This is a genomic window from Agrobacterium sp. GW821-FHT14E08, assembly GCF_058803865.1.
Map to the genome: position 1 here is coordinate 214,665 of NZ_JBXAPJ010000001.1, position 22,192 is coordinate 236,856.

The 22,192-nt window shown below is 55.2% G+C and carries 20 protein-coding genes and 1 pseudogene; 10 read left to right on the plus strand and 11 right to left on the minus strand.

Annotation, left to right across the window (positions count from 1 at the left end):
• Positions 1-14: 14 nt before the first annotated feature.
• The 5 genes from AC1ROR_RS01035 to AC1ROR_RS01055 form a co-directional block, all read right to left on the minus strand.
• On the minus strand, positions 15-920 hold the full coding sequence (locus AC1ROR_RS01035) for a sugar phosphate isomerase/epimerase family protein (RefSeq protein ID WP_498588360.1): 906 nt from the start codon (positions 918-920) through the stop codon (positions 15-17).
• Positions 917-1,735, minus strand: coding sequence for a carbohydrate ABC transporter permease (locus AC1ROR_RS01040; RefSeq protein ID WP_142168959.1), 819 nt, complete (start codon positions 1,733-1,735; stop codon positions 917-919). Before AC1ROR_RS01040 ends, AC1ROR_RS01035 begins: the two co-directional genes overlap by 4 nt.
• Positions 1,735-2,631 (minus strand): carbohydrate ABC transporter permease, encoded by an 897-nt coding sequence (locus tag AC1ROR_RS01045; protein WP_498588361.1) that lies wholly within the window; start codon positions 2,629-2,631, stop codon positions 1,735-1,737. The genes AC1ROR_RS01040 and AC1ROR_RS01045 overlap by 1 nt, the downstream gene beginning before the upstream one ends.
• Positions 2,632-2,671: 40 nt before the next feature.
• Positions 2,672-3,223: an SIS domain-containing protein gene (locus AC1ROR_RS01050; protein WP_498588362.1), complete on the minus strand. Its 552-nt coding sequence runs from the start codon at positions 3,221-3,223 to the stop codon at positions 2,672-2,674.
• 80 nt (positions 3,224-3,303) lie between these two features.
• Positions 3,304-4,656 (minus strand): ABC transporter substrate-binding protein, encoded by a 1,353-nt coding sequence (locus AC1ROR_RS01055; RefSeq protein ID WP_035220046.1) that lies wholly within the window; start codon positions 4,654-4,656, stop codon positions 3,304-3,306.
• Between the two features lie 326 nt (positions 4,657-4,982).
• Between AC1ROR_RS01055 and AC1ROR_RS01060 the strand changes: the two genes are divergently transcribed.
• A complete protein-coding gene (locus AC1ROR_RS01060) occupies positions 4,983-5,804 on the plus strand; it encodes an inositol monophosphatase family protein (RefSeq protein ID WP_498588363.1) in 822 nt (273 codons plus the stop codon).
• A gap of 69 nt (positions 5,805-5,873) precedes the next feature.
• On the opposite strand, the gene AC1ROR_RS01065 is transcribed toward AC1ROR_RS01060, so the two are convergent.
• On the minus strand, positions 5,874-6,701 hold the full coding sequence (locus AC1ROR_RS01065; RefSeq protein WP_498588364.1) for an oxidoreductase: 828 nt from the start codon (positions 6,699-6,701) through the stop codon (positions 5,874-5,876).
• 79 nt (positions 6,702-6,780) lie between these two features.
• Here AC1ROR_RS01065 and AC1ROR_RS01070 point away from each other — a divergent pair, with 79 nt between their 5' ends.
• A complete protein-coding gene (locus AC1ROR_RS01070; protein WP_142168969.1) occupies positions 6,781-7,218 on the plus strand; it encodes a MerR family transcriptional regulator in 438 nt (145 codons plus the stop codon).
• A gap of 328 nt (positions 7,219-7,546) precedes the next feature.
• Here AC1ROR_RS01070 and AC1ROR_RS01075 read toward each other — a convergent pair whose 3' ends face one another.
• The 4 genes from AC1ROR_RS01075 to AC1ROR_RS01090 are packed head-to-tail and all read right to left on the minus strand — an operon-like array spanning position 7,547 to position 12,518.
• Positions 7,547-7,978 (minus strand): very short patch repair endonuclease, encoded by a 432-nt coding sequence (locus tag AC1ROR_RS01075; RefSeq protein WP_498588365.1) that lies wholly within the window; start codon positions 7,976-7,978, stop codon positions 7,547-7,549.
• Between the two features lie 57 nt (positions 7,979-8,035).
• Positions 8,036-9,079, minus strand: coding sequence for a hypothetical protein (locus AC1ROR_RS01080; protein ID WP_498588366.1), 1,044 nt, complete (start codon positions 9,077-9,079; stop codon positions 8,036-8,038).
• On the minus strand, positions 9,076-11,247 hold the full coding sequence (locus tag AC1ROR_RS01085) for an ATP-binding protein (protein ID WP_498588367.1): 2,172 nt from the start codon (positions 11,245-11,247) through the stop codon (positions 9,076-9,078). The genes AC1ROR_RS01080 and AC1ROR_RS01085 overlap by 4 nt, the downstream gene beginning before the upstream one ends.
• Positions 11,244-12,518, minus strand: coding sequence for a DNA cytosine methyltransferase (locus AC1ROR_RS01090; RefSeq protein WP_498588368.1), 1,275 nt, complete (start codon positions 12,516-12,518; stop codon positions 11,244-11,246). The genes AC1ROR_RS01085 and AC1ROR_RS01090 overlap by 4 nt, the downstream gene beginning before the upstream one ends.
• A gap of 291 nt (positions 12,519-12,809) precedes the next feature.
• Between AC1ROR_RS01090 and AC1ROR_RS01095 the strand changes: the two genes are divergently transcribed.
• The gene (locus AC1ROR_RS01095) at positions 12,810-13,628 is read left to right on the plus strand and encodes an ABC transporter permease (RefSeq protein ID WP_498588369.1); all 819 of its coding nucleotides are present in this window, start codon (positions 12,810-12,812) and stop codon (positions 13,626-13,628) included.
• Positions 13,629-13,809: 181 nt separating this feature from the next.
• Entirely contained in the window at positions 13,810-14,379 is a 570-nt protein-coding gene (locus AC1ROR_RS01100; protein WP_114835702.1) for a tyrosine-type recombinase/integrase, read from the plus strand.
• A 55-nt stretch (positions 14,380-14,434) separates the two neighbouring features.
• On the opposite strand, the gene AC1ROR_RS01105 is transcribed toward AC1ROR_RS01100, so the two are convergent.
• The gene (locus AC1ROR_RS01105) at positions 14,435-17,074 is read right to left on the minus strand and encodes a hypothetical protein (RefSeq protein ID WP_498588370.1); all 2,640 of its coding nucleotides are present in this window, start codon (positions 17,072-17,074) and stop codon (positions 14,435-14,437) included.
• Positions 17,075-17,100: 26 nt separating this feature from the next.
• On the opposite strand from AC1ROR_RS01105, the gene AC1ROR_RS01110 reads away from it, so the two are divergent.
• From AC1ROR_RS01110 to AC1ROR_RS01135, 6 genes and pseudogenes are all read left to right on the plus strand, one after another.
• The gene (locus AC1ROR_RS01110; RefSeq protein WP_498588371.1) at positions 17,101-18,522 is read left to right on the plus strand and encodes a hypothetical protein; all 1,422 of its coding nucleotides are present in this window, start codon (positions 17,101-17,103) and stop codon (positions 18,520-18,522) included.
• Between the two features lie 457 nt (positions 18,523-18,979).
• Positions 18,980-20,416 carry a pre-toxin TG domain-containing protein gene (locus tag AC1ROR_RS01115; protein ID WP_498588372.1) on the plus strand — a complete coding sequence of 479 codons (1,437 nt, stop codon included), beginning with the start codon at positions 18,980-18,982 and terminating at the stop codon, positions 20,414-20,416.
• 181 nt (positions 20,417-20,597) lie between these two features.
• On the plus strand, positions 20,598-21,008 hold the full coding sequence (gene tnpA / locus AC1ROR_RS01120; RefSeq protein ID WP_498588373.1) for an IS66-like element accessory protein TnpA: 411 nt from the start codon (positions 20,598-20,600) through the stop codon (positions 21,006-21,008).
• A complete protein-coding gene (gene tnpB, locus AC1ROR_RS01125; RefSeq protein ID WP_498588374.1) occupies positions 21,005-21,331 on the plus strand; it encodes an IS66 family insertion sequence element accessory protein TnpB in 327 nt (108 codons plus the stop codon). The genes tnpA and tnpB overlap by 4 nt, the downstream gene beginning before the upstream one ends.
• Positions 21,332-21,376: 45 nt before the next feature.
• A pseudogene (locus tag AC1ROR_RS01130) lies at positions 21,377-21,946 on the plus strand (transposase domain-containing protein); the annotation flags it as partial.
• Between the two features lie 41 nt (positions 21,947-21,987).
• Positions 21,988-22,146 carry a transposase domain-containing protein gene (locus AC1ROR_RS01135; protein ID WP_498588375.1) on the plus strand — a complete coding sequence of 53 codons (159 nt, stop codon included), beginning with the start codon at positions 21,988-21,990 and terminating at the stop codon, positions 22,144-22,146.
• Positions 22,147-22,192 lie beyond the last annotated feature (46 nt).

Below are 22,192 nucleotides of genomic sequence, written 5' to 3' on the forward strand. Positions count from 1 at the left end.
GTCTGGTTCCGTTCTCATGCAAAAGCGTTGCGGAGAAGCGACGCGGATTTTTCGACGGCGTCAAGGATGGAAGCGTCATCCTGTTCAAAAGGATAGAACACTTCGAGGAAGACGGGCGCACCCGCCAGCCCCGTTCTGCGGACGAGCGACGCCACCTCCGCCGGATCGACCCGGCCTTGTGTGGTGAAATCCCAGTGGCGATCGAACTGGAAATCGGTCTGCTGGACGTGCAGCGCGCTGACGACATCGCGAAGGCCGCTTAACCACGGCTCCATGTCTGCGCCGGCTTTGCCATAGAGCGGCTCCACAGTTCCGTGGCCCCAGTCGAGACAATAGTTCCAGGCTACGGCGCTTGCCGAAACGTCGTCCATCATCCGCCGCGCCTGCGCCACCGTCCAAGGCCATTCGCGGCGCAAGGGGGTCGGTTCGACATAAAGACGGGTCAGGCCTTCGGTTTTTGCCCGATCCGCAAGACGTATCATGCGGGCGATGAGGTCGGTATAGTCCGCGTCGGGGATCGCATCCGCCTCCCTGCCGTCAATCCGCGAGGCCGTCGCCCCGAGCGGACCGCCGACGCTTTTTATTCCGGCCCTGGCGGCAAAGGCATAGGCACGACCGAGCCACGCTTCGGCATAGTCGCGTACATCCGGATCCGGATGAAGCAGCTGGTTGAAGGTGTAATGCGCAAGCCCGATGAAGGCGCTATGGATGGTGATGCCGGTGACGGCTGCATCCCTGCGGATCGTATCGGCATGACGGTCCAGCACGGCGGATGGCCACATGGGATCGACGAGATCCAGCGAAAACTGCACGAGATCGACTCCCATGCGCTCGCGCACCAAGGGAGCCCAAAGTCCGGATGTAACCCAGCGCTTGACGCAGAAGGAAAGGTTGAGGCCAAAGGCGATGGGATCCGTCACTTGGTCGCCCCCATGGTCAGGCCGCGCACCATATGGCGCGATACGATGAGGGCAAAGATCGTGACCGGCAGCACGATCACCGTTCCGGTGGCCATGATCTTGCCCCAGGGCAACTCGTAACCGGACATGAAGCTGGTCGCGATTACGGGCGCTGTCTGCACGTTGCGGCGGGTCAGCACCAGCGCGTAGAGCAGCTCGTTCCAGGAGAAGATGAAGGAGAAGATGGCCGAGACGGCAATCCCCGGCGCACCGAGCGGCAGGTAGATTTTGCGGAAGATGGTGAACTGATCGGCGCCGTCCAGTCGTGCCGCCTGCTCCAGGTCGGAAGGGATCGACTTGAACTGGTCGGTGCAGATCCATACGACGATCGGCAGGTTGAAGGTCAGATAGATCAGGATCAGCACGATATGGGTATCGAGCAGATTGGCCTGCATCGCCAGCAGATAGACCGGGAGCGCAAGCACGATCGGGCTCGTCATGCGGTTCGAGATGAACCAGAACCACAGGTCCGACTTGCCGCGAAATTCATAACGGGCCAGCGCGAAGGCGGCCGGCGCACCGAGAATGACCGCAAGAATGGTGGTGGCTGAGGCGATCAGCAATGAATGCCCCACCGCGCCGAGCACCTTGGAATCGGCGAAGATGGCCTCGTAATTTTCCAGAGTGGGGGTGAAAAACCACATCGGCGGCGAGGCGAGAATATCCGATTGCGTCTTGAAGCTCGCCGCAACCATCCAGAGGAACGGGAAAAGCGAGAAGAGGACAACTGCGGTCAGGCCGATGGCATGCAGGACGGTGCCGGATGAGAGACGCATCAGTTAACCTCCTTGTAGAATACGCGAATATAGAGACGACTGATCAGCACTGTGAGGATGAGCAGCAGGATCGCCTGCGCCGAGGCCGTGCCGAGGTCGAAGATGCGGAAGCCGACGCGCTGGATGTAGATGGACACGAGATCGGTCGCGGAACCCGGTCCGCCGCGCGTCATCACGAACACCATATCGAACAGTTTGAGGACGTCGGCCGAGCGAAGGATCATCACGGCGGTGAGGCCGGGCATGAGGTAGGGCAGCTGCACGTAGCGCAGCAGCGAGAGTTTCGACGAGGTCTCAAGTCTCGCCGCTTCCTCGATCTCGCCGGGCACCATGGAAAGGCCGGCCAGGAAGATGAGGGCGCAGAACGGTGTCCACTGCCATACATCCATGATGACGATGGCGGCGAAGGCGCCGCCGGGCGAGCCGAGCCAGTCGAAGCTTTCAAAACCGAACATGCCGAGAAACTGGTTCGCAACGCCGAAATCGCGGTTGAAGATCAACCGGCCGATAAGGCCGACGACGGCATAGGTGGTGGCAAGCGGCACGACGAGCGTAACGCGGGCCAGCGATTTCAGAAGGCCGAGACCGGTCTTGTGGAGCAGCAGGGCAACCCCCATACCAAGCGCGATCTGAATCGGCAGCACCGTCACGTAGAATTTGGCGGTAAGGAAGAGGCTTGCCCAGAAGGTGCTGTCCGTCAGAACCGAGGCGTAGTTTTCAAAACCGATGAAGGGAAAGCCCTCACGCGGGCGGGCGATGTTGTATCGCCGGAACGAGGTGACGATCGCAAAGAGCGTGGGGTAGATGCCGATCAGGAACAGCGCGATAACCGCGGGCGCCAGAAACCATGCCGGCGTCCAGCGTCCATATCCTCGGTTTGGTTTGGTTTGAATCATAACGTCCTCTCAGGCACCGGGTGCGGCCGCATCGGTGAAGTCACTCGAGATTGGTGTGGTTCGCCCGCATGGCGTCGGCGGAAATGCCGAGGCGTGCACGAAGCGAAAGGATCAGAAGTTCGAAGAGCACATAAAGTGCTCCCTCATAGAGCGAGCCCATGGGCAACACCGATATATCGGAGCCCTGGTCGTTCGCCATGGTTTGCGCCGGAACAGTGAGAATGGTGTCGGCGCGGCGCGCGGCCTTGCCGTCTGCCTGCGCGGTGACGAGCAGGATGCGTGCACCCGCCTCATGCGCAACGCCCATCAGGGCGGAAACTGTCGAGAAGTCGCCCGGACCGGCCGAAACGATCAGAAGATCACCCCTGCCGAGGCTCGGCGTCGTCATGTCGCCGACGACGGATGTGGCAAGGCCGAGATGGAACAGCCGCATGGCCAGCCCCCTGATCTGAAGTCCTTCGCGACCGACGCCGTAAAGCGCGATCCTGCGGGCATCGGCAATTTCGCGGACGCTGGCGTCGAAGTCGGCGGGATTTATCCGTTCGAGGCTTTCGGCGATTTCTTCAAGGGCCTGTCGGGAGTGTTCTAGCATTACGGGTCAACCGGAACTCTTGTGAAGAAGGAAGAAAGGACGGCGGGGGATGAGACCCGCCGTCCTCCGGGAGGTCGGGATTACTGCAGCAGCTTCTTCTTGCCGTCGTAATAACCATCCTTGCCAAGGATTTCCTCGGTGCGTGTGCCGATTTCCTTGGCGCCGTTCTCCACGGTCACTTCACCAAGCTGCATCTTTGAGCCCCATTCGGCGACGACTTCGGAAATGGCAGGCCAGGCCGGGAAGCGCGGACGGAACTCAGGGACGCCGGCCTGCCAGGAGGCGACCATCGGGTCGACGAACTTATACTTCGCCTTGATTGCCGGGTCGTCATAGACAGCCTTGCGGCCGGAAACGCCGCCAGCTTCAACATAGTCCTTGGCGATGGCTTCCGACGTTGCCCATTGAATGAACAGCCAGCTTGCCTTCTTCTGCTCTTCGGAGGCCTGTTCGGCGACGGCGAGAGAGAAGCCGCCAAGCGCAGGCAGGCGACCGGCCGGGCCGGCGGGTTCGGGCGCGACCGCAAGGCAATCGCCGAGCTTCGATGTCGCCGGATCGACCAAGGTACCGTAGAAGGCCGACCATTCGGTGATCATCGATACCTGGCCCTGCGCAAGCGCGTTGACTGCCTCCGCGTGATCCCAGCTCACGACGCCCGGCGGCATGTACTTGGCCAGATCCTGACGGAAGGTCAGGCCGGTCTGGCTTTCCTTGCTTAGAAGATTGGACTTGAACTCCTTGGTGAGCAGCGAGCCGCCGAATGGCCACAGGAAGCGCATAAAGCTGTCGGCCGATTGCGTTTCGCCGCGACGGGACTGAAGCGCATAGGCATACTGGTTCTTGGAAGCGTCCGTCAGCTTGGGGCCGTAGACGTCCTTGAGTTCCTGCCATGTGGCCGGCGGCTTGTCGAAACCCGCCTCCTTCAGCTTGCACGAATTATAGAACAGCAGGCCCGAATAGTTATCGAACGGCAGACCGTAGGTGGTGCCGCCCCATGAACCGAAGGCGTCGAGCAGTAGCGGGAAGAAGCCATCGAGCTTGAGGTTCGGGTCGGTGATGGATTTGTCCTTGGTCAGATCGTCAATCGGTACGATCCAGCCGCTTTCGGCAAATTCGCCAATCCATACGAGGTCGACCAGCGCAAGGGTCAAATCCCCGCGCGAGGTGAAGTTCAGCACCTGCTTTTCGCGGGTGTTCTCATAGGGAACGATCTCGTAGTTCACCTTGATGCCGGTCTTCTTTTCGAATTCCGGAAGCAGCTTGATGATGGCGCGGTAGCCGGGACGATCCAGGAAAATGCCGCTGATTTCGGTGCCCTTGAGCGGGGCCGCCGCCGTTTCCAGCCAGTCTGCCGCAGACGCGACGGACGGCAGGCTCGAAGACGCGACGGCAATCGCCAGAGCGCTCACAATGGTGCTAAATTTTGCTTTCATTTCTTTCCTCCTTCGTGCCGGCTGCTTTCGGGCTGGCCTGGCTTTCTCTCCGGTAATTGTCAGTTCAACCTGATGCTGTGCGGCATTTTTTGCAGGGCGTTGATCCTGCGGAAGCACCGTTCAAAAGCAGTCGATGGTTGGGTTTCGTCTGATGCGGAGCAAAGCTCCGCCCTCCGCAAAAGACGGATAGTTTATGAATTTCAGTTGTTTATAAAAATGCATTCTTCACATTTCCACTATTCGATACATTTGTATTTTAAAATTTGCAATAGCATCGATCGTAAAAATATGGCATCAGAGCGCGGTAGGGGGAGGAATGGTAAAAGATGCTTCCGAAGCGCAATTCCACAGATGAGATCGGCGTTCGTGCGGCATTCGCGCGCAAGATCGCCCGGCGCGCCGGTAGCAAGGCAAAGCGCCTTTTCTCCCATCCGAGGCGGTTGACCGCCCAGGTCAAAAGCTCGCCGCAGGATCTGGTCAGCGAGGCGGACCGGTCGGTCGAGGCCTATCTCCGGCACCAGATTTCCAGCCATTTTCCTGATGATGCGATTATCGGCGAGGAAAACGCCCCGACTGACGGCCGCTCCACTTTCAAATGGGTTATCGATCCGATCGATGGAACGATGGCCTTTCTGACGGGCCAACCCAACTGGACGGTTTCAATCGCCGTCCTGGAGGGAGACGAGCTTGTCGCCGGGGTCGTTTTTGCGCCGGTTCTCAAGGAAATCTACCATGCGATGCGGGGGCAGGGCGCCTGGCTCAATGGCCGGCAGCTCCTTATGCGGGACGACTGGACGATCGCCACGATCCCCGTTGGCTTCGGCGCGACGGAACGCGCGGACGCCGATCAGGCCGGAGAGTTCGTGACCAGGCTTTATCGTGAGGGTGGCGTGATTTTCCGTGTCGGCTCCGGTGCATTGATGCTCGCCTATGTCGCGGCCAGCCGCTTGTGCGGCTATTATGATCCACGTCTTTTCAGTTGGGACTGCATGGCGGGCCTGCTTCTTATCCGGGAGGCTGGAGGGCAGGCGGAATTTACCGGAACCCTTTTGGATCCGGGACCAATCTGGGCGGGAAATGCCCATGTTTTCGCCGATCTGAAGCGTATAAGCGAAGCCGCTGAGCCGGAGGCCGGGGCGAGGAGATAGTGTGCTGTCTGGTTGACGCGCCTTTCTCCACGCCGACTTTCCGCCTCCGGGACTATGGCGAATAGCCGGTTAGCCGGCACTCTGCGACATTCGCCACAACAGGCTGTCGATCAGTCGATCGGGAAGCAGCCAGGTAAGAAACATAATCAATTTGGCACCGCCGCCGGTAGCATAGCGCGGGCGCGGATTGCGCGCCGCCACGACCTTGCCGATCGTCCGCGCAACGACTTCAGGCGGAGAGGCCATGCTTGAAGCGTCGGCGCTTTTCAGCATCGCGGCATGGCGTCGAGCATAGGGGCCGTAGGCCGTGACTCCTGATCGCGCAAGCAAGCTGTCGCGCGCGATTTCGTTCCATTCGCTGCGGATTGCGCCGGGTTCGATAACGATCACGCGAATGCCAAATGGTTTGAGTTCGAGCCGCATGCAATCGGAGAGCCCTTCCACCGCGAACTTGGTGGCGTGATACCAGCTGCCGAACGGCTCGCCGAGTTTGCCGCCGACCGAAGTGACATTGACGATCGTTCCAGACTTTTGCGCCCGCATGAGCGGAATGACGAGTTGGCTGAGCCGCGCCAGACCCATCAAGTTCACTTCGACCTGGCGGCGGCCCTCTCCCATCGGCACATCCTCAAGCGCGCCATAGCTACCATAGCCGGCATTGTTGACGAGCACGTCGAGCCGCCCGCCCGCAGCGCGTTCGACGTCCGCCACCGCAGCGACGATCGAGGCGTCGTCAGTGAGATCGAGCGGAACAAGTGTCACTCCCAAGGCTTCAAGCGGTTTCATCCGGTCGAGTCGCCGGGCGGCGGCGAATACCTTGTAGCCGTCTTTGACGAGCTGACGGGTCGTCGCTTCGCCGATTCCCGACGATGCGCCGGTCACAAGAGCAGTTTTCATGTCGATTTTTGACTCCTATTCAATAGAGCCGCACTCTATAAGGGTGGAGTATGGTCCATGGTCAATAGGTAATTTCGTCATGCTGATTTCGGAATTTGCGCGCGCGGCGGGAATGAGTGTCGATACCGTCCGCTTTTATGTGCGCCAGGGGCTGCTCCACCCGCAGACGGGTATGAAGGGGGGCGCCAATCCCTATCAGATATTCGACGCTGAACAGGTCAATGGCGCACGCGTCATTCGCCTGATGCAGAGCCTCGGCTTCTCGTTGAAAGAAATCGGCGGCATTGCCGACGAATATCATCGTGGCGATATAACGCCCGAGCGCGGGCGCGCGATCATGGCCAGCCAACTCGGCAAACTGGAGGCCAAGCGGGACGGGCTCGACACGATGATCGCCTATACGCGCGCAAAAATCGCCTGGATGGACGGCGGGAACAAGGGTCCGGAGCCCAAACTGGCTGGTTTCGATGCGTGCGGCGTCGATGCGACACAGCCGGTGACTTCGGCCGCCTCATGAGCCCGTTTGGATTCGGTTGCAGGCTCTTACGACCACTTTCGCGACTTCATTGAGCGTCGAACGCGTCAATGGGCAGATTGTATCATGTTGCGAAGGGCTGAAATGGCGCACCCGACAGGATTCGAACCTGTGACCTTTGGAATCGGAATTGGAAGATATCGGTTATAAAGCTTTGTTTTAATTGGTCGTCGAAAAGAGCTGTGCTAGAACTGCGCTGCTCCGTTGCGCGATCCGTCGATGATTGGCGACGTCAGTCTGTTTGTTCGTCGCCTTGCTTGCCGTAGACAGTTATGTTGAGATTTGTATCTCTCGCGAAGTTGAGGGTATTTCAGCAGCTTAGAAATTCATGCAGCTTAAGTCTTAACGATTCAACGGTCTTGGTTTCACATTCCCAAACGATTAACGCAGACCATCCTCTTTCATGTAGCTGGCGCAAGGCTGCCTGATCTCGCGAAACATTACCTGCCAGTTTCTCGATCCAGAAGTCCGTCCTTGTCTTCGGTATGTTGGCATTTCGACATCCACTGTGCTGGTGCCAGAAGCATCCGTGCACGAAGATTAACTTTTTTCTTGATCGAAACACGATATCCGGCCGGCCTGGCAGGTCAGCACCATGCAGACGGTATCTGAAGCCATCGGCAAAGAGCAGGCGACGAACAGTTAGCTCCGGCTTTGTATCTTTGCCTCGGATACGTGACATGTTCCAAGCGCGGTGCGCAGGCGTGCCAGGCTTCGGGGACATGGGCGCTCGTCGAGACATTGAAATACCTAAACGCGTTGCTGAGCAGACACGCTCTATCGCGAAGATATAGGAACTTCAATCAACTCTGCTAAGGGCGGGTTGGCCTTGCCGACCATAGTATGCTGCAAAGCGCGCTGTGACGTCTTTTACAAAGGCTGGAGCTATCTGCAGAAGGGGCTTCTCGAAATCCTCTTTGAACTTCTTCTTTGAGATCGAGATTATGTCTTCAAAATCAATGTATCCCCCGACAAAAAAAGCGGTCTTAGGCAGCGCGTGATAGGATGACTTGTTGTTCCCATCCAGGTTTTTTTTCAAAGTGTTTCTACCGTCCGAGTTTTGCTTATTTTCAGGCAGATGCGCCTCGCATTCGGCAAGCGTCGATATCCTGCAAAGCATAATCATTCTCGCATTAAATTCCCCATTTGCTCTGAAAGTGAGATCACAAAGTGGATTTATAACGAGATAGTATTCCTTCGAACCACTGGGGCTAACAACGCTTCCGGTTCTTAAGACGTCGCCTATCGGAGGATAGATATAAAATTCCTCTGCGACACAGCTTTCCTCATCGAGATCGACCATTTGAATAAGGTGATTGAGAACATGTCGCATCAACGCTTTTTCTGATTTTTCAGAATTAGCCGCGCCATAAGCTTTCCATGCGGCCTTTTGATTCAAAATGTTCTTTTTATATACGTCGCTTAATGATTTCTCGAGAAGTCCCCGCGAACCCATTACTTTCGTTAGTCCCGAAGCGTGGATTTGCCTAAAGTCCTCTAATATGATGAGATTATCCGCTTCTCCTTTTTTTTGTACGTCAATGTGAACGTAAGCATAATCGGCCTCACTGGGCGTTCCAGTCAGTACGACTATCGGCATTCTGAGATTCCATTCATCAACCAGTTTTAGAATCTCATTTCCTTCGCCGCCTTTATCTCCCAATTTCATATCGATTACAGCACCATCGAAGCTGCGATCAATTTTCCCTAGTGCATCGTCCAATGTCTTACACTCGACGACGGATATCTCCGTCTTCTTTTCATGGTTGAAGCGCTCAACACTTTGAAGGAAGCCCTTACGATCTTCCTCGTTGTCCTCGACAAGTAAAAGCTTAATGCTCACAGTTCGCCCCCACTCACTGGCTGAAGTCTAAAATATGCCCCATCGGCCGATTCTAATACCTTGAGTTCAAGTCCATTTCTCGCAGCTGCCTCACCTGCAATTGCGAGACCAAGACCTGTACCGTCCGTCTTTGTCGAGAACTCTGGATCAAAAATAACCTCCGTTTCGATAAGAGCTTTGTCGATTCCCGGGCCATTGTCCCGATAGTCAATGTGGGCCAGCTTGCCTTCTTCAATTTCAAACCGGATTGTAATTTTTGGTAAGGTTACCCTCTTCTCCCGCAACCAATAGGTGCTGTTATCGATAAGGTTCGTGAAGATCGCGTAGAAGTCTTCTTTCCACCCTAAGAACTCGAAGTCTGATGGGCCTTCCAGAGCGGCTTCAATGCCGAGGTCGTTCATGGTCGTCTCGAAAACTTTAAGCGCACCATTGAGCGTGCTCGCGAGCTTAAAAAGATGCGATTCAGCACGTTTCCCAGAAGCCAATGGATCAAGACGGCTAAAGAGTTCAACAAACACCTTCGCGTTGTGGCCTAGCTCATTAGCTATCGGGAGGATCTTGGATAAATTTTCTGATGTAGGATTTTCGTTGAAGACCCTTGCCCAGTAATCAAGGTTAGGGACTTGATTTTTGAAGAAATTAAGAGGCCTACGCCCTTCATGGAGAACGACGTTGACAATTTTGCCGAGAGTTGCCTGGCCCTGATAGACAGCTACCGTCTGCCTTATGCTCTCAGCAGCTTTGTTCTTTTCGGCCATATCACGGGAAAGTATGTCGGAGATTTCCCGAGTGACCTTGGCATCAATCCCGGACCTTTCCAGTCTCGTGACAATATCGACTTTCACATGGTCATTTGTGAAGAGCTGACTTATTTGCTTTTCAACTCTAGATTTTGGTTTGCCTAGTTCCAGGGACCTACGAAGGGCAAATCTCCGTCGTTCGAGCTGCTCAATGACGCTCTGAGTGATTTCGATAAGTCTGTTGTAGGCCGCATTTTCTTTGAGGCCATCACGCGCGCTTTTTTCAACGAGGCCCGACTTCTCCTCTGATTCAATATGCACGAATCCGATGACTTGGTTGCTGCCGATTTTCCTCGATGGGTTTTGGATGCGCTGTTGGTTTAGTTTCAACCAATCGTATTGCGCATCGCCGAGCGGACGAATCCTGAACCCGTTTCTATAGACGCCGATACCGTTGTTAAGGTTCAGCAATTGGCGCGCGGCCAAATTCCCTATGTAGTTCCCTTCGCGATCCTTCAGACCTCTACGGATGATCTGATCAATGTCATCCTTATCGCGGTCATAAACTCTGATGTCGAATTTAAGAGATCCGCATGTCTTTTCATACAGGTCGGAAAAATCGACATCGAATTCTTCGCTGCTGGCATTGTCTATTTTCTGAGTAGAGTATTTTAATTTGCCGATGCCGCGATCATCAATATGCCCCGAGACCATGTAATCGTAAAACTCAAGTATAGGGAACGAATCAATAGTCTCGTCGGCATCCGGTACGCCTGCGAATCCGGAAATTTTTAGTCGTATGTCAAACTTTTCCTGCTTAACCTCAATGCCGGATATAGCAGCTGTAGGGGGTGTAAGCTTTCGGAGCTCGTACTTCAGTCTTTTGAACTGTGCGTCATTCCACTCTTCAAGCCCCTCGCGGCTTCCCTGCATTGTAAGAATAGTCCCCGGCGTCTGGGAGACTGTCTCCGTGTCGATCAACAGGTCAACTTCATCCAAATAGTCGGCTTGCTCGAAAACATCCCACTGAATGAACACCGAGGTTTTTTCACCGCTCTTGTTCGTGGTTTCGAGAAGCAGATCATCGCCAAGAATTGATGCCGCAAACCGACCAACCCCCTTCCTGCCTTGTAAAATGCGGCCATTGGGGCTCGTTCTACGGTGCAGCTTGTCACTAGTAGAGGGAACGAGCCATCTATTCACTACATCGCTTCGCGACATTCCGTGGCCTCCATCGGAAACCACTATCGTGTACTTGCCTGCCTCGGCATCTGCATTGAATTCAAGCAGTACGTACTCGGAGTCCGCATCGAAGGCGTTTTTGACCAGCTCAACAACGGCTGCATAGGGATCTTGGATGAGATCGCGCCCAATCGTAAGAATATGTCTACCCGCTGGCCGGATAGAAAATGTGCCGTCATCAATCATTTCCAATTCCTCCGAATTGACTCGGCTATTCGCCGTGCAAGCAGAACGGGGACCGCGTTACCTATCTGCTTGTACGCCGCCGTACGGCTGGGTTGGCCGCTTGCACTTTCGAAAAAATAATCGTCTGGGAATGTTTGAAGCCTTGCGACTTCTCTTGGCGTCAGCGACCGGTTCTGCGTGAGGTCCGGGTGGATGTAGTAATTGCCGTCCTTAGCGATATGAGCCACAATCGTATGAGAAAAACTTACATCAGGGGCCACAACTTTAAACCGGTCAGTGAACGACGTCCGATTCTTGTGAGTTTTGAGCTTTTCGGGAAGCTCGTCATAGGACAGCCGTTCCTTCAGCTTGACCCACCGGTTTACAACTTCTCTGAAGATGCTCAAGTCCCTGTCGTTATGGGGACGGGCGGCATGCCATGTAACCTGATTATTGGACGCTAATATTCCAGACTGGCGAAGCCATGAACTCGGTTTCGCGGCGACTGCCGTGACATAGGGAGTGCCTTGGCCTGCTCTTAAAGATGGTAGGTCGCCGATTGCGTCTTGGACCAGAAAATGGGCATCGACCTCTGCAATCTCAGGGAAAAAGCCATTTTCGGTGCCGAGTTTTCCGACGAGGATTACGCGTTTGCGTTTCTGAGGCACACCGAATTTTTCAGCGGATAGAACTTTCCATTCCACCGAGTAACCCGCGTCCTTGAACAGGGACAGCATCATATCTAAGTAGCGGCGCCCTTCTTTCTCCCGCGCAGAAAGGAGACCTACAACATTCTCAAAGACAAAGTATTTCGGTTTGTAGCGCCTAAGAAATTCGACATAATAGATAAAAAGGTAATTTCTCTTGTCGCCGACCATCTTAAAATCGGATCTGGCTCTTCCAACCAACGAGTAAGCCTGACAAGGAGGACCGCCAACAATGAGATCTGGTTTGCAGTCACCTATCAGATCATCGACCCGCTGGAATATCTGATCCAATTCCTCTTGGCCAATGGTCGCGTTGATCACGCGTGTCGGTGCCTGAGAAAGTTCGTAAAGCTCCGATCTCGATAGTCTGCCAGCCAAGTAATCGTTGTATTTCGATGAGAGCCCCATCGATTTCAACCGATAATAGGCCTCCCTAGTGCGCAACGTAAATGACGCGGCAAGGTCCGCTTCAACATGAGCAACTGGCTCAAATCCTGCTTGAATAAACCCTTCAGACAGTCCGCCAGCCCCCGCGAACAAGTCAATAAAGGTTAGTGGCGCTGAATGGCCCTTTTGGTCAAACATATAAAACCGAATAATGCACGATCCGAATCACAACGGATGCAGCGGTGCCCCCCGACGCATCACATCCGTTGATACTCTATAAGGAGTGTCGAGGCTACTGTAGTTTTAAAAGGTTTGAAACCTGTCGTTGTTCAGATAAAACCGCGTTGCTTAGGCAATTGCGCGCATGGCATTGGCGTAAGTACGTCATGTTAGTTGCAATTTTTTATTCGGTCTCTTTGCTCATTTCGCAAGGCCCGCAACATCTCGCCTCGATATGCGTGCGGCTGATTACTGCACTCGAGGAACAACGTGACCGCCAGATATGCCAAGCTAAGCCAGTCGAAAATATCAGCGAAGGAATGGATACGGCGCGTCACCGCGCCGATTGTCGGCGCTTGTGTAGTGATTACGTGTTGGGTTCTTTACGTGGAGTTATCGGCAGTACCTCCTTACATTTTGCCTGGGCCTGGTAGCGTTGCCATGGTGATTGTAAACGATTGGCCAATATTGGGCGCGGCGCTTTGGGTGACCGCTCAAACGACTTTTGTGGCGCTGCTCCTGGCTGTGGCAGGAGGGGTGCGCGCGGCGGTGATATTGGAACAATCTCGATGGATCGAGGCGTTGTTATCGCCGGTCATGGTGACATTGCAGGTAACACCAATTGTTGCGATAGCGCCGCTGATCCTGATCTACGCGCCGACGCCCTGGATTGCGCAGTTGATATGTGCGTTCCTCGTGACCTTCTTCCCGATCATGCTGAATACGCTACAAGGCTTGAAGAGCGCCGACCGAAACCACGCCGATCTGCTGAAGACCTATGGTGCGTCCCGTTGGCAGACCCTCGTTTATCTGAAACTGCCATCGGCACTACCGAGTTTCTTCGCGGGTCTCAAAATCGGAGGTGGGCTTGCGTTGGTGGCGGCGGTTGTAGGGGAGTTTGCGGCAGGACAGGCTGGTAACAATGCGGGCTTGGCCTTTCGCCTGCTAGAAGCGCAATACCGGCTCAACATGCCGCGCCTTTTTGCATGCCTTCTGCTGCTCGCCGTCCTCGGGGCAGCAATCTTTCGCGTAACCTCGATAATATCCAAATGTGCTCTTCGTCGTTGGCATGAGAGCGAGCAAAATTAGCCACTGCGAAGCCTTCAGAATCGAAACCTAACGAAACACACGTTTTCTGACGTTTGCGCTCTGGATGGCGCTGACGCCTTGATCCCGCAGGGCAATTCCTCGCTTCAAGCTGACGCTCGCCCTTCCTGCTCATCGGCAACATAACGAAAGGCATGGAAATTCTGCCTTTCATGAGGTTCTGATGAAGCAAGCTCGGGTTTTAACGGATGTCGAATTCAAGCGGTTGCTTGCGGTGGTGGCACAGATGAAACATGCGGGGCGAAACAGGCTTGCGCTGATGTTGTCGCACCTCGCAGGGTTGCGTGTCGGTGAGATTGCCGCCCTGACGGTGCGCGATGTTCTCGACAGCGACGGGAAGGTTCGCGAGCAACTGCGGCTGCGGGCCGAGATCACTAAGGGCGGTCATGCGCGTGTGGTGTTTCTCAACGAGAAGCTACGCAGGGAGATCGAACGGCATCGCAGCGAATGGCCCGAAAACAAGGACGCCGATGCACCGCTGCTGGTGACGCAGAAGCGGACGGCGTTTTCCGCAAACACGCTCTGCCAGTTGATGGGACAATTATATAAGAGCGCCGGTCTCGACGGGGCGACCTCGCATAGCGGTCGCCGATGGTTCATCACGCGGCTTGCACATTCCGGCGTCAGCCCGAAGGTCATCATGACGCTGGCAGGCCACCGCAACTTGACGACCACACAACGTTACATCGATGTACGAGACGACATGATGAAAGCGGCGGTCGATTTGCTTTGACCGTCGCCCATTCCGGTATGGCGAAAAGTTCGCTCACGAACTTTTCTGAGGAACACTATAGGGGCTTGGCGACCTCGATCCGCTTTGGCTTTGCGCCCCAGCAGGCCGTTTCGAATTCCTTCTTATCGAGCGAATGAGAACCTGCCTTCATGCGCAAACCAAGCTGGCCAAATTTTTCAACGAGCAGTTCATGTCCCTTCCGCATCTTTTTCGTCCGGTCGTCGTCACCGTTTGCGAACGTGCTTTCGCCTGACAGTTCTTCCAGAACCATGTTCCAGCAGGTCATGGACGAGTAGCCGAGTGAGACGGCTTGCAGCACGAGATATGTGTCTTCGCCATGTGTGCGGAAGCTTGGATCAGAGAGCAGCGGTTTCCGACCCTCTTTCTCAAAGTTACGGACAACGATCATGCTGCCTTTCAGGTCCGTGCTCTTCTTGAAGACGTGATTGTTCGTATACGGATTTCCAGGGGTATTGAGTTCTTTGCTGAAAGGAGCCTTCCTCCCATAGATCGGGGCAAAAACATCAACGCCACCATAGGCATTTTTCCGGTTCGCGGCCATTTCCGCAAACAGACGGTAGCTGCTGTTATGGCTTTCGGCCTGCATCAGCACTGCGTCGTCATCCATGATGATGCCCCAATCGAAATCGCTGGCATATAGCTGCTTGAGGCAATCGATGCGGTTTTCGATCAGGATGCGGGGACCGACGCGCGTGATGCCGCCGCCATGCTCGGCAAGCAGACCAAGCTCCTTGCTGGCGGCGATTTCTTCGTCGGTCCAATTGGACGCAATGACGTGAACCGGAATATCCGTCATCCGCCGCCACCATTCGAGTTGCCATTCGAAATCGAATTTTCGGTCGGCTCGGTGTTCGGCGTCGTCAGGCAAGAAACTCGTAATGAAGGCACCGAATGCGCGGCCGCTGGACGAGGGCATGGCCGGAAACGTCGTCTTTGCCCGCCTGTTCTTTTCGATCAACGCAAAGTTTCGGGGGCGATGATTGGGAGCGGCTGTAGCACTCGTAGCAGTGCTTGCAGAGGCCGATCCCGTTTTCGTTGTCCCCGAATGCGAAGAGCCGCCGGAGTTTCCTGATCGTGTTGAACCTTTCGATCCCGGCGGCGGCGTTTGCGGTGCAGGCGGCGTTGGTGCGGTTGCCGGAACGAACGGTTCGCAAATCTGCGTCGGGTCCATCTTCCTGCCGATGATCAACGGCGATCTGTATTCGACGGTATCGCCATTGACGAAGGTATGCCCGATGCAAAATGCAGCGTCTTCTACTTCGCCATGCGCGATGTACCCGCCAATGTCTTCACCATAGGCGAGGAACGAATTCCAGACAGCCTGCGCATCAGCGAGCAAAAGCTCGTTTTGGGGCAACGTGGCCGTCGCTTCCTTGAACGCTACAGACGGATAGTTGGTGTTCATCATGCCGGACGTCTGTTCGAAGCCGAGTTCGATATGCTTGCCGTTAGACACCCATTGGAACCGCTTGGGGCGCGAAATCGGCATCGTCCTTTGCGCGTTCGCCTTCTGAAACAGGGTCATCGCGATATCGAGATTCTTGCTATCTCGCTGCATCGCATCCAGCGACATCGTGAAGTGCCGTGTGCGCAATCCGAGTTTGCGGCCCTGCCGAAGCTTTTTATCTGCATAATCAGACACCGGCAACAATGTCAGACGCGTGGGGGACTTAGCGTTGTCGGCCAATATCAGCCCACCATTGTCCTCGCGGATCGTCCAGGCAGTGTCCTGCTGGAACTGCTGCCGGAAGATATCGGCATCGGCCAGATCGAGTATGAATTGACCCTTGCGGTTTAATTCGGGCAGCGCATTGGCCAGCGTGACGGTGGCATGCGTGAAGCTGTAGGCGTCGGAAAGAAAGCGGAGTTTTGTAACAGGGCCATCTTTGGCATCCTCGTTCCAGATGGCGATGCATTGCAACTGACCTGCCGATGACGGCTTGCAGGCGCCAGAAATCAGATCGACGGCGCGATACAGAGAAAACAGCGGCTTGTCAGCAAGCGGATGAGTGGTGACGGCCCTGTCACCAATCGCTTCCAGCAGGTACTTCTCGATTGTCGCGTCGCTATCGTCTTCCCGGATATCGACAAGGAAGGTCTGGCCACCCTGCGAAAACAGCATCGACCGATGAAAACCATCCGGCAGGCTGACACCCGGCAAAGCGGTTCTTACAATCGGCTTGCGCTTCAATTCTTCCGATATCGTACTCAACCGAATCGAGCGGAGCTTTTCGGCCTTGGCTGTCGCCGGTCGTGCAAAGTGCTGGACAGCGAGAGTGTAGCAGCCCGACACCCCACCGTTGCTGACGAGCCAATCGACAAATTGCTGATCGCCAATTGTTTCTGCCGCGAGAGCGAGAACATTGCTCATCTGGCTGCGCCACGATTTACTCCGCTTATCGGAGAAGGCCAGATCGACAAGGGCATTATAGGGATTGGCCTTCGTCACCTTGTTGCTAGCTTTTTCGTGATCACTCAGGAAGCCTTCAAGTGCCTGCGGGTCTTGGCGGATGCTTTCAACGAATTCGAAAATCTTGTCCAACGCGACATGCAGCAGGTTTTCTGTCTTGCTCTCGTGTTGCTCGAATGCGCTGGCTGCACTTTTGATCGTGGCGAACTGTGCTTCGTAATAATTTTGGTCGCGAATTGTTTGTTTTTTAACCGCTATTCCCACTGGATGCCTCACGCATTTTATTCAACGTGGCGCAATCAGACCGAGCAATCCTTAAAATTTGCAGACGGTCCCAATGCGAAAATTCTTTGATGGACGACATGTTTAACAAGCCCTCAAAATATGCCATCTACACCCCCGCTATCAGTCAGGAATTTGCGAAGCTCGGATATTCGCAGCACCTCAAGCGCAGCTTTGCGTTTCTCGAAACCGATCTGAACTTTCTCGACCCGAAGAGCGGCCTGTTTCACTACCCCTGTGCGCTTTATAGCGCAGGTCAGGCCGCAAAGACGGCGAACTCCGCACTCGAAGACAACATCGTAAAATTGCGCGACCGGAAGGCGACCACGGTCATCGGAGATAGCGGCGGTTTCCAGATACAGGGCAACCGGATCAAGTTCACTGGCGATCCGACATGCGAGCGCATGTTGCGGTGGCTGGAAACACATTCCGACTATTCGATGTCGCTGGACTTCCCAACCGGCGGCATCACACCCGGCAATGTCGCCATGCATGCCGAACGGCTGATAGCCGAAGGTCACAATCTCGATGCGATGTGCGCGGCCAACGGCCAGTCACTGGATTTCAACGCCTGCCTGAAGCAGTCTTTGCTCAATCTGGATTATTTCGTGCAAAACCGAAAACCGGGGGCCACGGAACTGCTGAATGTCCTGCAGGGCCGGAACGAGGCAGAAAGCAAAACATGGTATGAGGCCGTGAAGGGTTACGGCCTCGAAGGCTGGGCATTTGCAGGTGCTCACCAGAACTCCTTTTCGTTGTTGCTCAATCGCCTTCACGACATGCGCAACGATGGCCTGCTGCAAACAGCGAAGTGGATACACATATTGGGCATTTCCACGCCCTCAATCGCCTACCTGTTCAACGCGCTGCAACGCTGCGTGACCGAAATCAATCCCGATCTCCAGATCACGTTCGATACGGCAGGCCCGTTTATTTCTGCTGCGAAGTTTCAGGCGATGATGGCCCACAGGCTCGATAAAGACGGCTGGGCGTTCGCCGCTCCCGCATCAATGCCAAACGAGGGAAGCCCATCAGATCATCGAACTCTTAACGAGCTTGCATGGGAAATGGCGCAACGACGCCCCAAGGCCAAGCGGGGAAACAGCGTCTCGCAAAACGAGCACACCTTTTATGCGATCCCCGCGTCAACGACGATTGGCGCACGGGTAAAGATCAGCGAAATTCGCGCGGGCTCAGGCGGCTCTTCCGATCTCGACAATGACAGCATCATGATCCTCATGAACCATAACGCCGAAGCCTATGTCCGTGTGTTTCAGCAGGTGAACAGGATTTTCGATAATCCCGAGGAATACGAGAACGATGTTCCCGTCATCCTGAAAGGGTTTCGTTTCGCTATCGAGGATATTTGGGCTGACCCACAATCGAAGACGACGCAATGGCAATCATTCCTCGATTGTGGCCTCCGATAATTGAGGGGCTACTGTCTGTAAGCTAGCCCTCAGCTTAGTTCTTCGGCTTACAGTTTGAAATTGAGGGTCGTCGTGCGCCGTCAGTACCAACTACACAGTGGCAATCGCAATTACCTTCATATGAAGCGCAATTTCCATCACAACAACAGCTCCCGACCTTCTGAACATAGCTTGGGATCGACATTTTCTGTGATGGCATTATCCCCGCAAGAATAGTTCCGTCAGCGCATTGTTCACTGACAGTGTTAGTATAGTTTGTTGTTCCTCCTAATGAGTAGTTCATTGAAGAGATGGATGTCCCCTCAGCAAATGTAGCTTGGCACAACATCAACATAAACACGCTTAGCAAAAAAGAGCGGATAGCCATAGTCAAACTCTCCCCATTGCGTTTCGACCAATAGTTGCTAACAATAGCTTAGATCGACTTCACCCACAATGTGTGTTTGTAGGAATCGCGATGAGTCCATCTGACTGCGGTAAAAGACGTTATCCGGTTCAGCCAGTCGCTGTGACACGCCGCCAAGCCATCATTCTCGGAGTTTTCGCCCTCGCGATACCTCTACGCGTTGCTCATAGCCGTTCCTTCTCAGATCAGCGCGAAGCAGCGGAAAAGGCTTATCAACATATAGTTTCCCGAACACCTTTTCCCGGTTCCAGTAGTGCAATTGACTATCGCGACATGGAGGGGAAGCTTCGATACGAAATACTCCGTGCGTTAACGCCGCTCTCAATTCCCGCGCCTTTCCCAAGGGGAGAATGGGGGGCACTAATCAACGTTCAAGTCGTTGAGCGGAAATCCGACCGAGAGCCTTATCTGTTTGCGATCAGCTTGGTTGGTGCTGGCGCAACATATGCAGCCGCGTATAGTTCAGGACTGACAAAGGGATGGCAGCGCCAAAAACCAGGAGCAAATTATGTTGCGCGCGAGGATTTGAGCTTTTTTCTTTGGGTTCACAGGGACGGTCTGAATACTCCAATTTGGTTGACTTCCGAGACACCGCTCGAAGTGGACGAACTTAAGAAGCGGTTTCGTGCGGCGCGCGAGAAACTGGAATCTGTCACGACCAATGATGCGCGAGAAGTCAACGCGAAATCGTTGGGCTTGGCTGCATTCGAACAAGGGCGTTGGGCGGCTGAAGAGGGCGTACTCGATGAAAGCTCGGGCCTTCTCAATATTGGTGTGGCGCTAACAGACATCGCGCTTGGACTGCTCCCGGGCATTGGCCTTGCCAAAGACGCCTATGAGGGATTGACGGGAACACACCTGCTCACCGGAGCAGAACTGTCCAATACCGAGCGACTATTGGCGCTAGCGGGCATATTCGCGTTGGGGTTTGGTGGTGCTATAACCGCAGGAATAAAGGGTACTGGCAAAATCTTGGAGGCCACTTCAACCGCAAGGAAAATCAACAACACGACTCGTCGTTACATCAAACACCTTGAAGGTCCGGCTTCTGTCGTTACGAAACGATCCGCAGCTAGCGTAAATGCCGATTTCATCGCGCAAATCGTGAAAGATCACCCTCAAATCGTGGCCCCTCAACCGCCATGGTCCGATAGCAAAGCAGTTTTTGACTTCGTGGCATCTCGTGATTTTACCGTTTGGCGCGTGCACAAAAGTCCGATTGACGGTATCAATCCAGCCGCTGGTGATTGGGTAATGCGCGTGATGCCAAGCGGCCTCAGCCCCGCTGACGTTAAGGAACTTTACGCGCTACCGGCTGCCGATCCGATGATGCTCAAATCTATCTCAACGCTAAAAATTCCAAAGGGAACGGCGTTGCGTGTCGGTGAGGCAGGCCCGAATACCTTTGGTAGCGGGGGAATGGTACAATGGCAAATCTTAGATAAGGTGAAGCCGGAATGGGTCGTGGAAACACGGGCATTTCCCTAACCTAAATTGATGGATCTATGCCATTTGCCATGAGACTATCATTACGTGCTCACGAGAGGGACATGATCGCGCTAACCGCAGTTGGTCAGAAATGATGGGGTTCGTAAGCCCACGGTGAGGGCCGTCTTGCGAGATTGATGCGAACATCGGAAGTCCTAGTGCAAACACTAGGAGTAGTCCTATGACCAAACATCCGATTGAAGTGATCACGTCTGTCGAGCGCCGTCGGCGCTGGTCCCGCGAAGACAAGGAGCGGCTCGTTGCGGTCTGTCTTGAGCCCGGTGCGGTGCTTTCCGAGATCGCGCGATCAGCCGGCATCCACGTGAGCCAGCTCTTTCGGTGGCGCAAGGAGTTTTGCCGGATAGAGGAGCCGTCAGCACAGGCGGCGAACATGCTGGTGCCGGTGATCGTCTCGCAGGCCGTGTCGGCAGCCCAGCCCTTGGCCACGGAAGCGCCAGCCCCATCGCAGTCCCGCCGGAAGCGTAGCGATGTGACGATTGAGCTGGGCCACGGTCGCCGTGTGCGCGTGGACAGCGACATAAGCACAGAGGCGCTTGGCCGCATTCTCGATTGTGTACTGGGTCGGCGATGATCCCGGTTCCTGCTGGTGTGAAGGTCTGGTTGGCGAAAGGCTTTCCCAGTCTGTCGCTGATGGTGCAAGAGACGCTGAAGCGCGATCCGATGTGCGGGCATCTGTTCGTTTTCCGCGGTCGTGGCGGTGGTCTGATCAAGGTCATCTGGCATGATGGCCAAGGAGCCTGCCTGTTCACGAAGAAGCTGGAGCGGGGACGCTTCATATGGCCGTCGGCGGCCGAGGGGCCGGTCGTGATTACGCCTGGGCAGCTCGGTTATCTGCTGGAAGGCATCGACTGGCGGATGCCGCAAAGGACCTGGCGACCAACATCGGCTGGATGAGCAAAAACACTGGAATGGCGGGGGCGAATATGATTCCATCTCCCCATGAGCAACCCCATCGACCAGCTTCCAAATGACCTTGCCAGTGCGCTCGCACTGCTGGCCGAAGAGCGTTCGCGGCGTGTTGTTGCCGAGGTGGAAGCGGCGACTGCCAAGGCGGAAGCTGCCAGCGCAAAGGCGCTCGTGTCACATTCAGAGGCGCTGATCGCGCGGCTGAAGCTGGAGATAGAGAAGGTCCGCCGAAAGCTTTACGGCAGTCGCTCGGAGCGCAAGGCGCGGCTTCTCGAACAGATGGAACTGCAGCTCGAAGAACTCGAAGCTGATGCCGGCGAAGACGAGCTCGCGGCGGAGATGGCTGCCAAGGGCGCGAACGTCAGGGCCTTCGAGCGTAAGCGTCTGTCACGCAAGTCCTTTCCTGAACACCTGCCGCGCGAACGTGTCGTTATCGCCGCCCCAGCCAGTTGCCCCTGCTGCGGCTCGGCCAAGCTGTCGAAGCTTGGTGAGGACATTACCGAGACGCTGGAGGTCATTCCGCGTCAGTGGAAGGTCATCCAGACGGTGCGGGAGAAGTTCTCCTGCCGCGAGTGCGAGAAGATCACGCAAGCCCCAGCACCCTGTTTGCCGGCTCGGATCGTGGTGCTGAACGTGCGGCGTTCATGGCGACACTGATCATGAGCGCCAAGCTCAATCACATCGACCCACAGGCTTGGCTTGCCGACGTCCTCGCCAACATTGCGGACACGCCGGTCACAAAGCTGGAGCAACTGCTGCCGTGGAACTGGACAGCCAGGACGCCGAACGCTCAAGCGACCTGACCTGCGGCCTTCGCCGGATGCTCACTCGGGTTCTAAAGACTGAGTT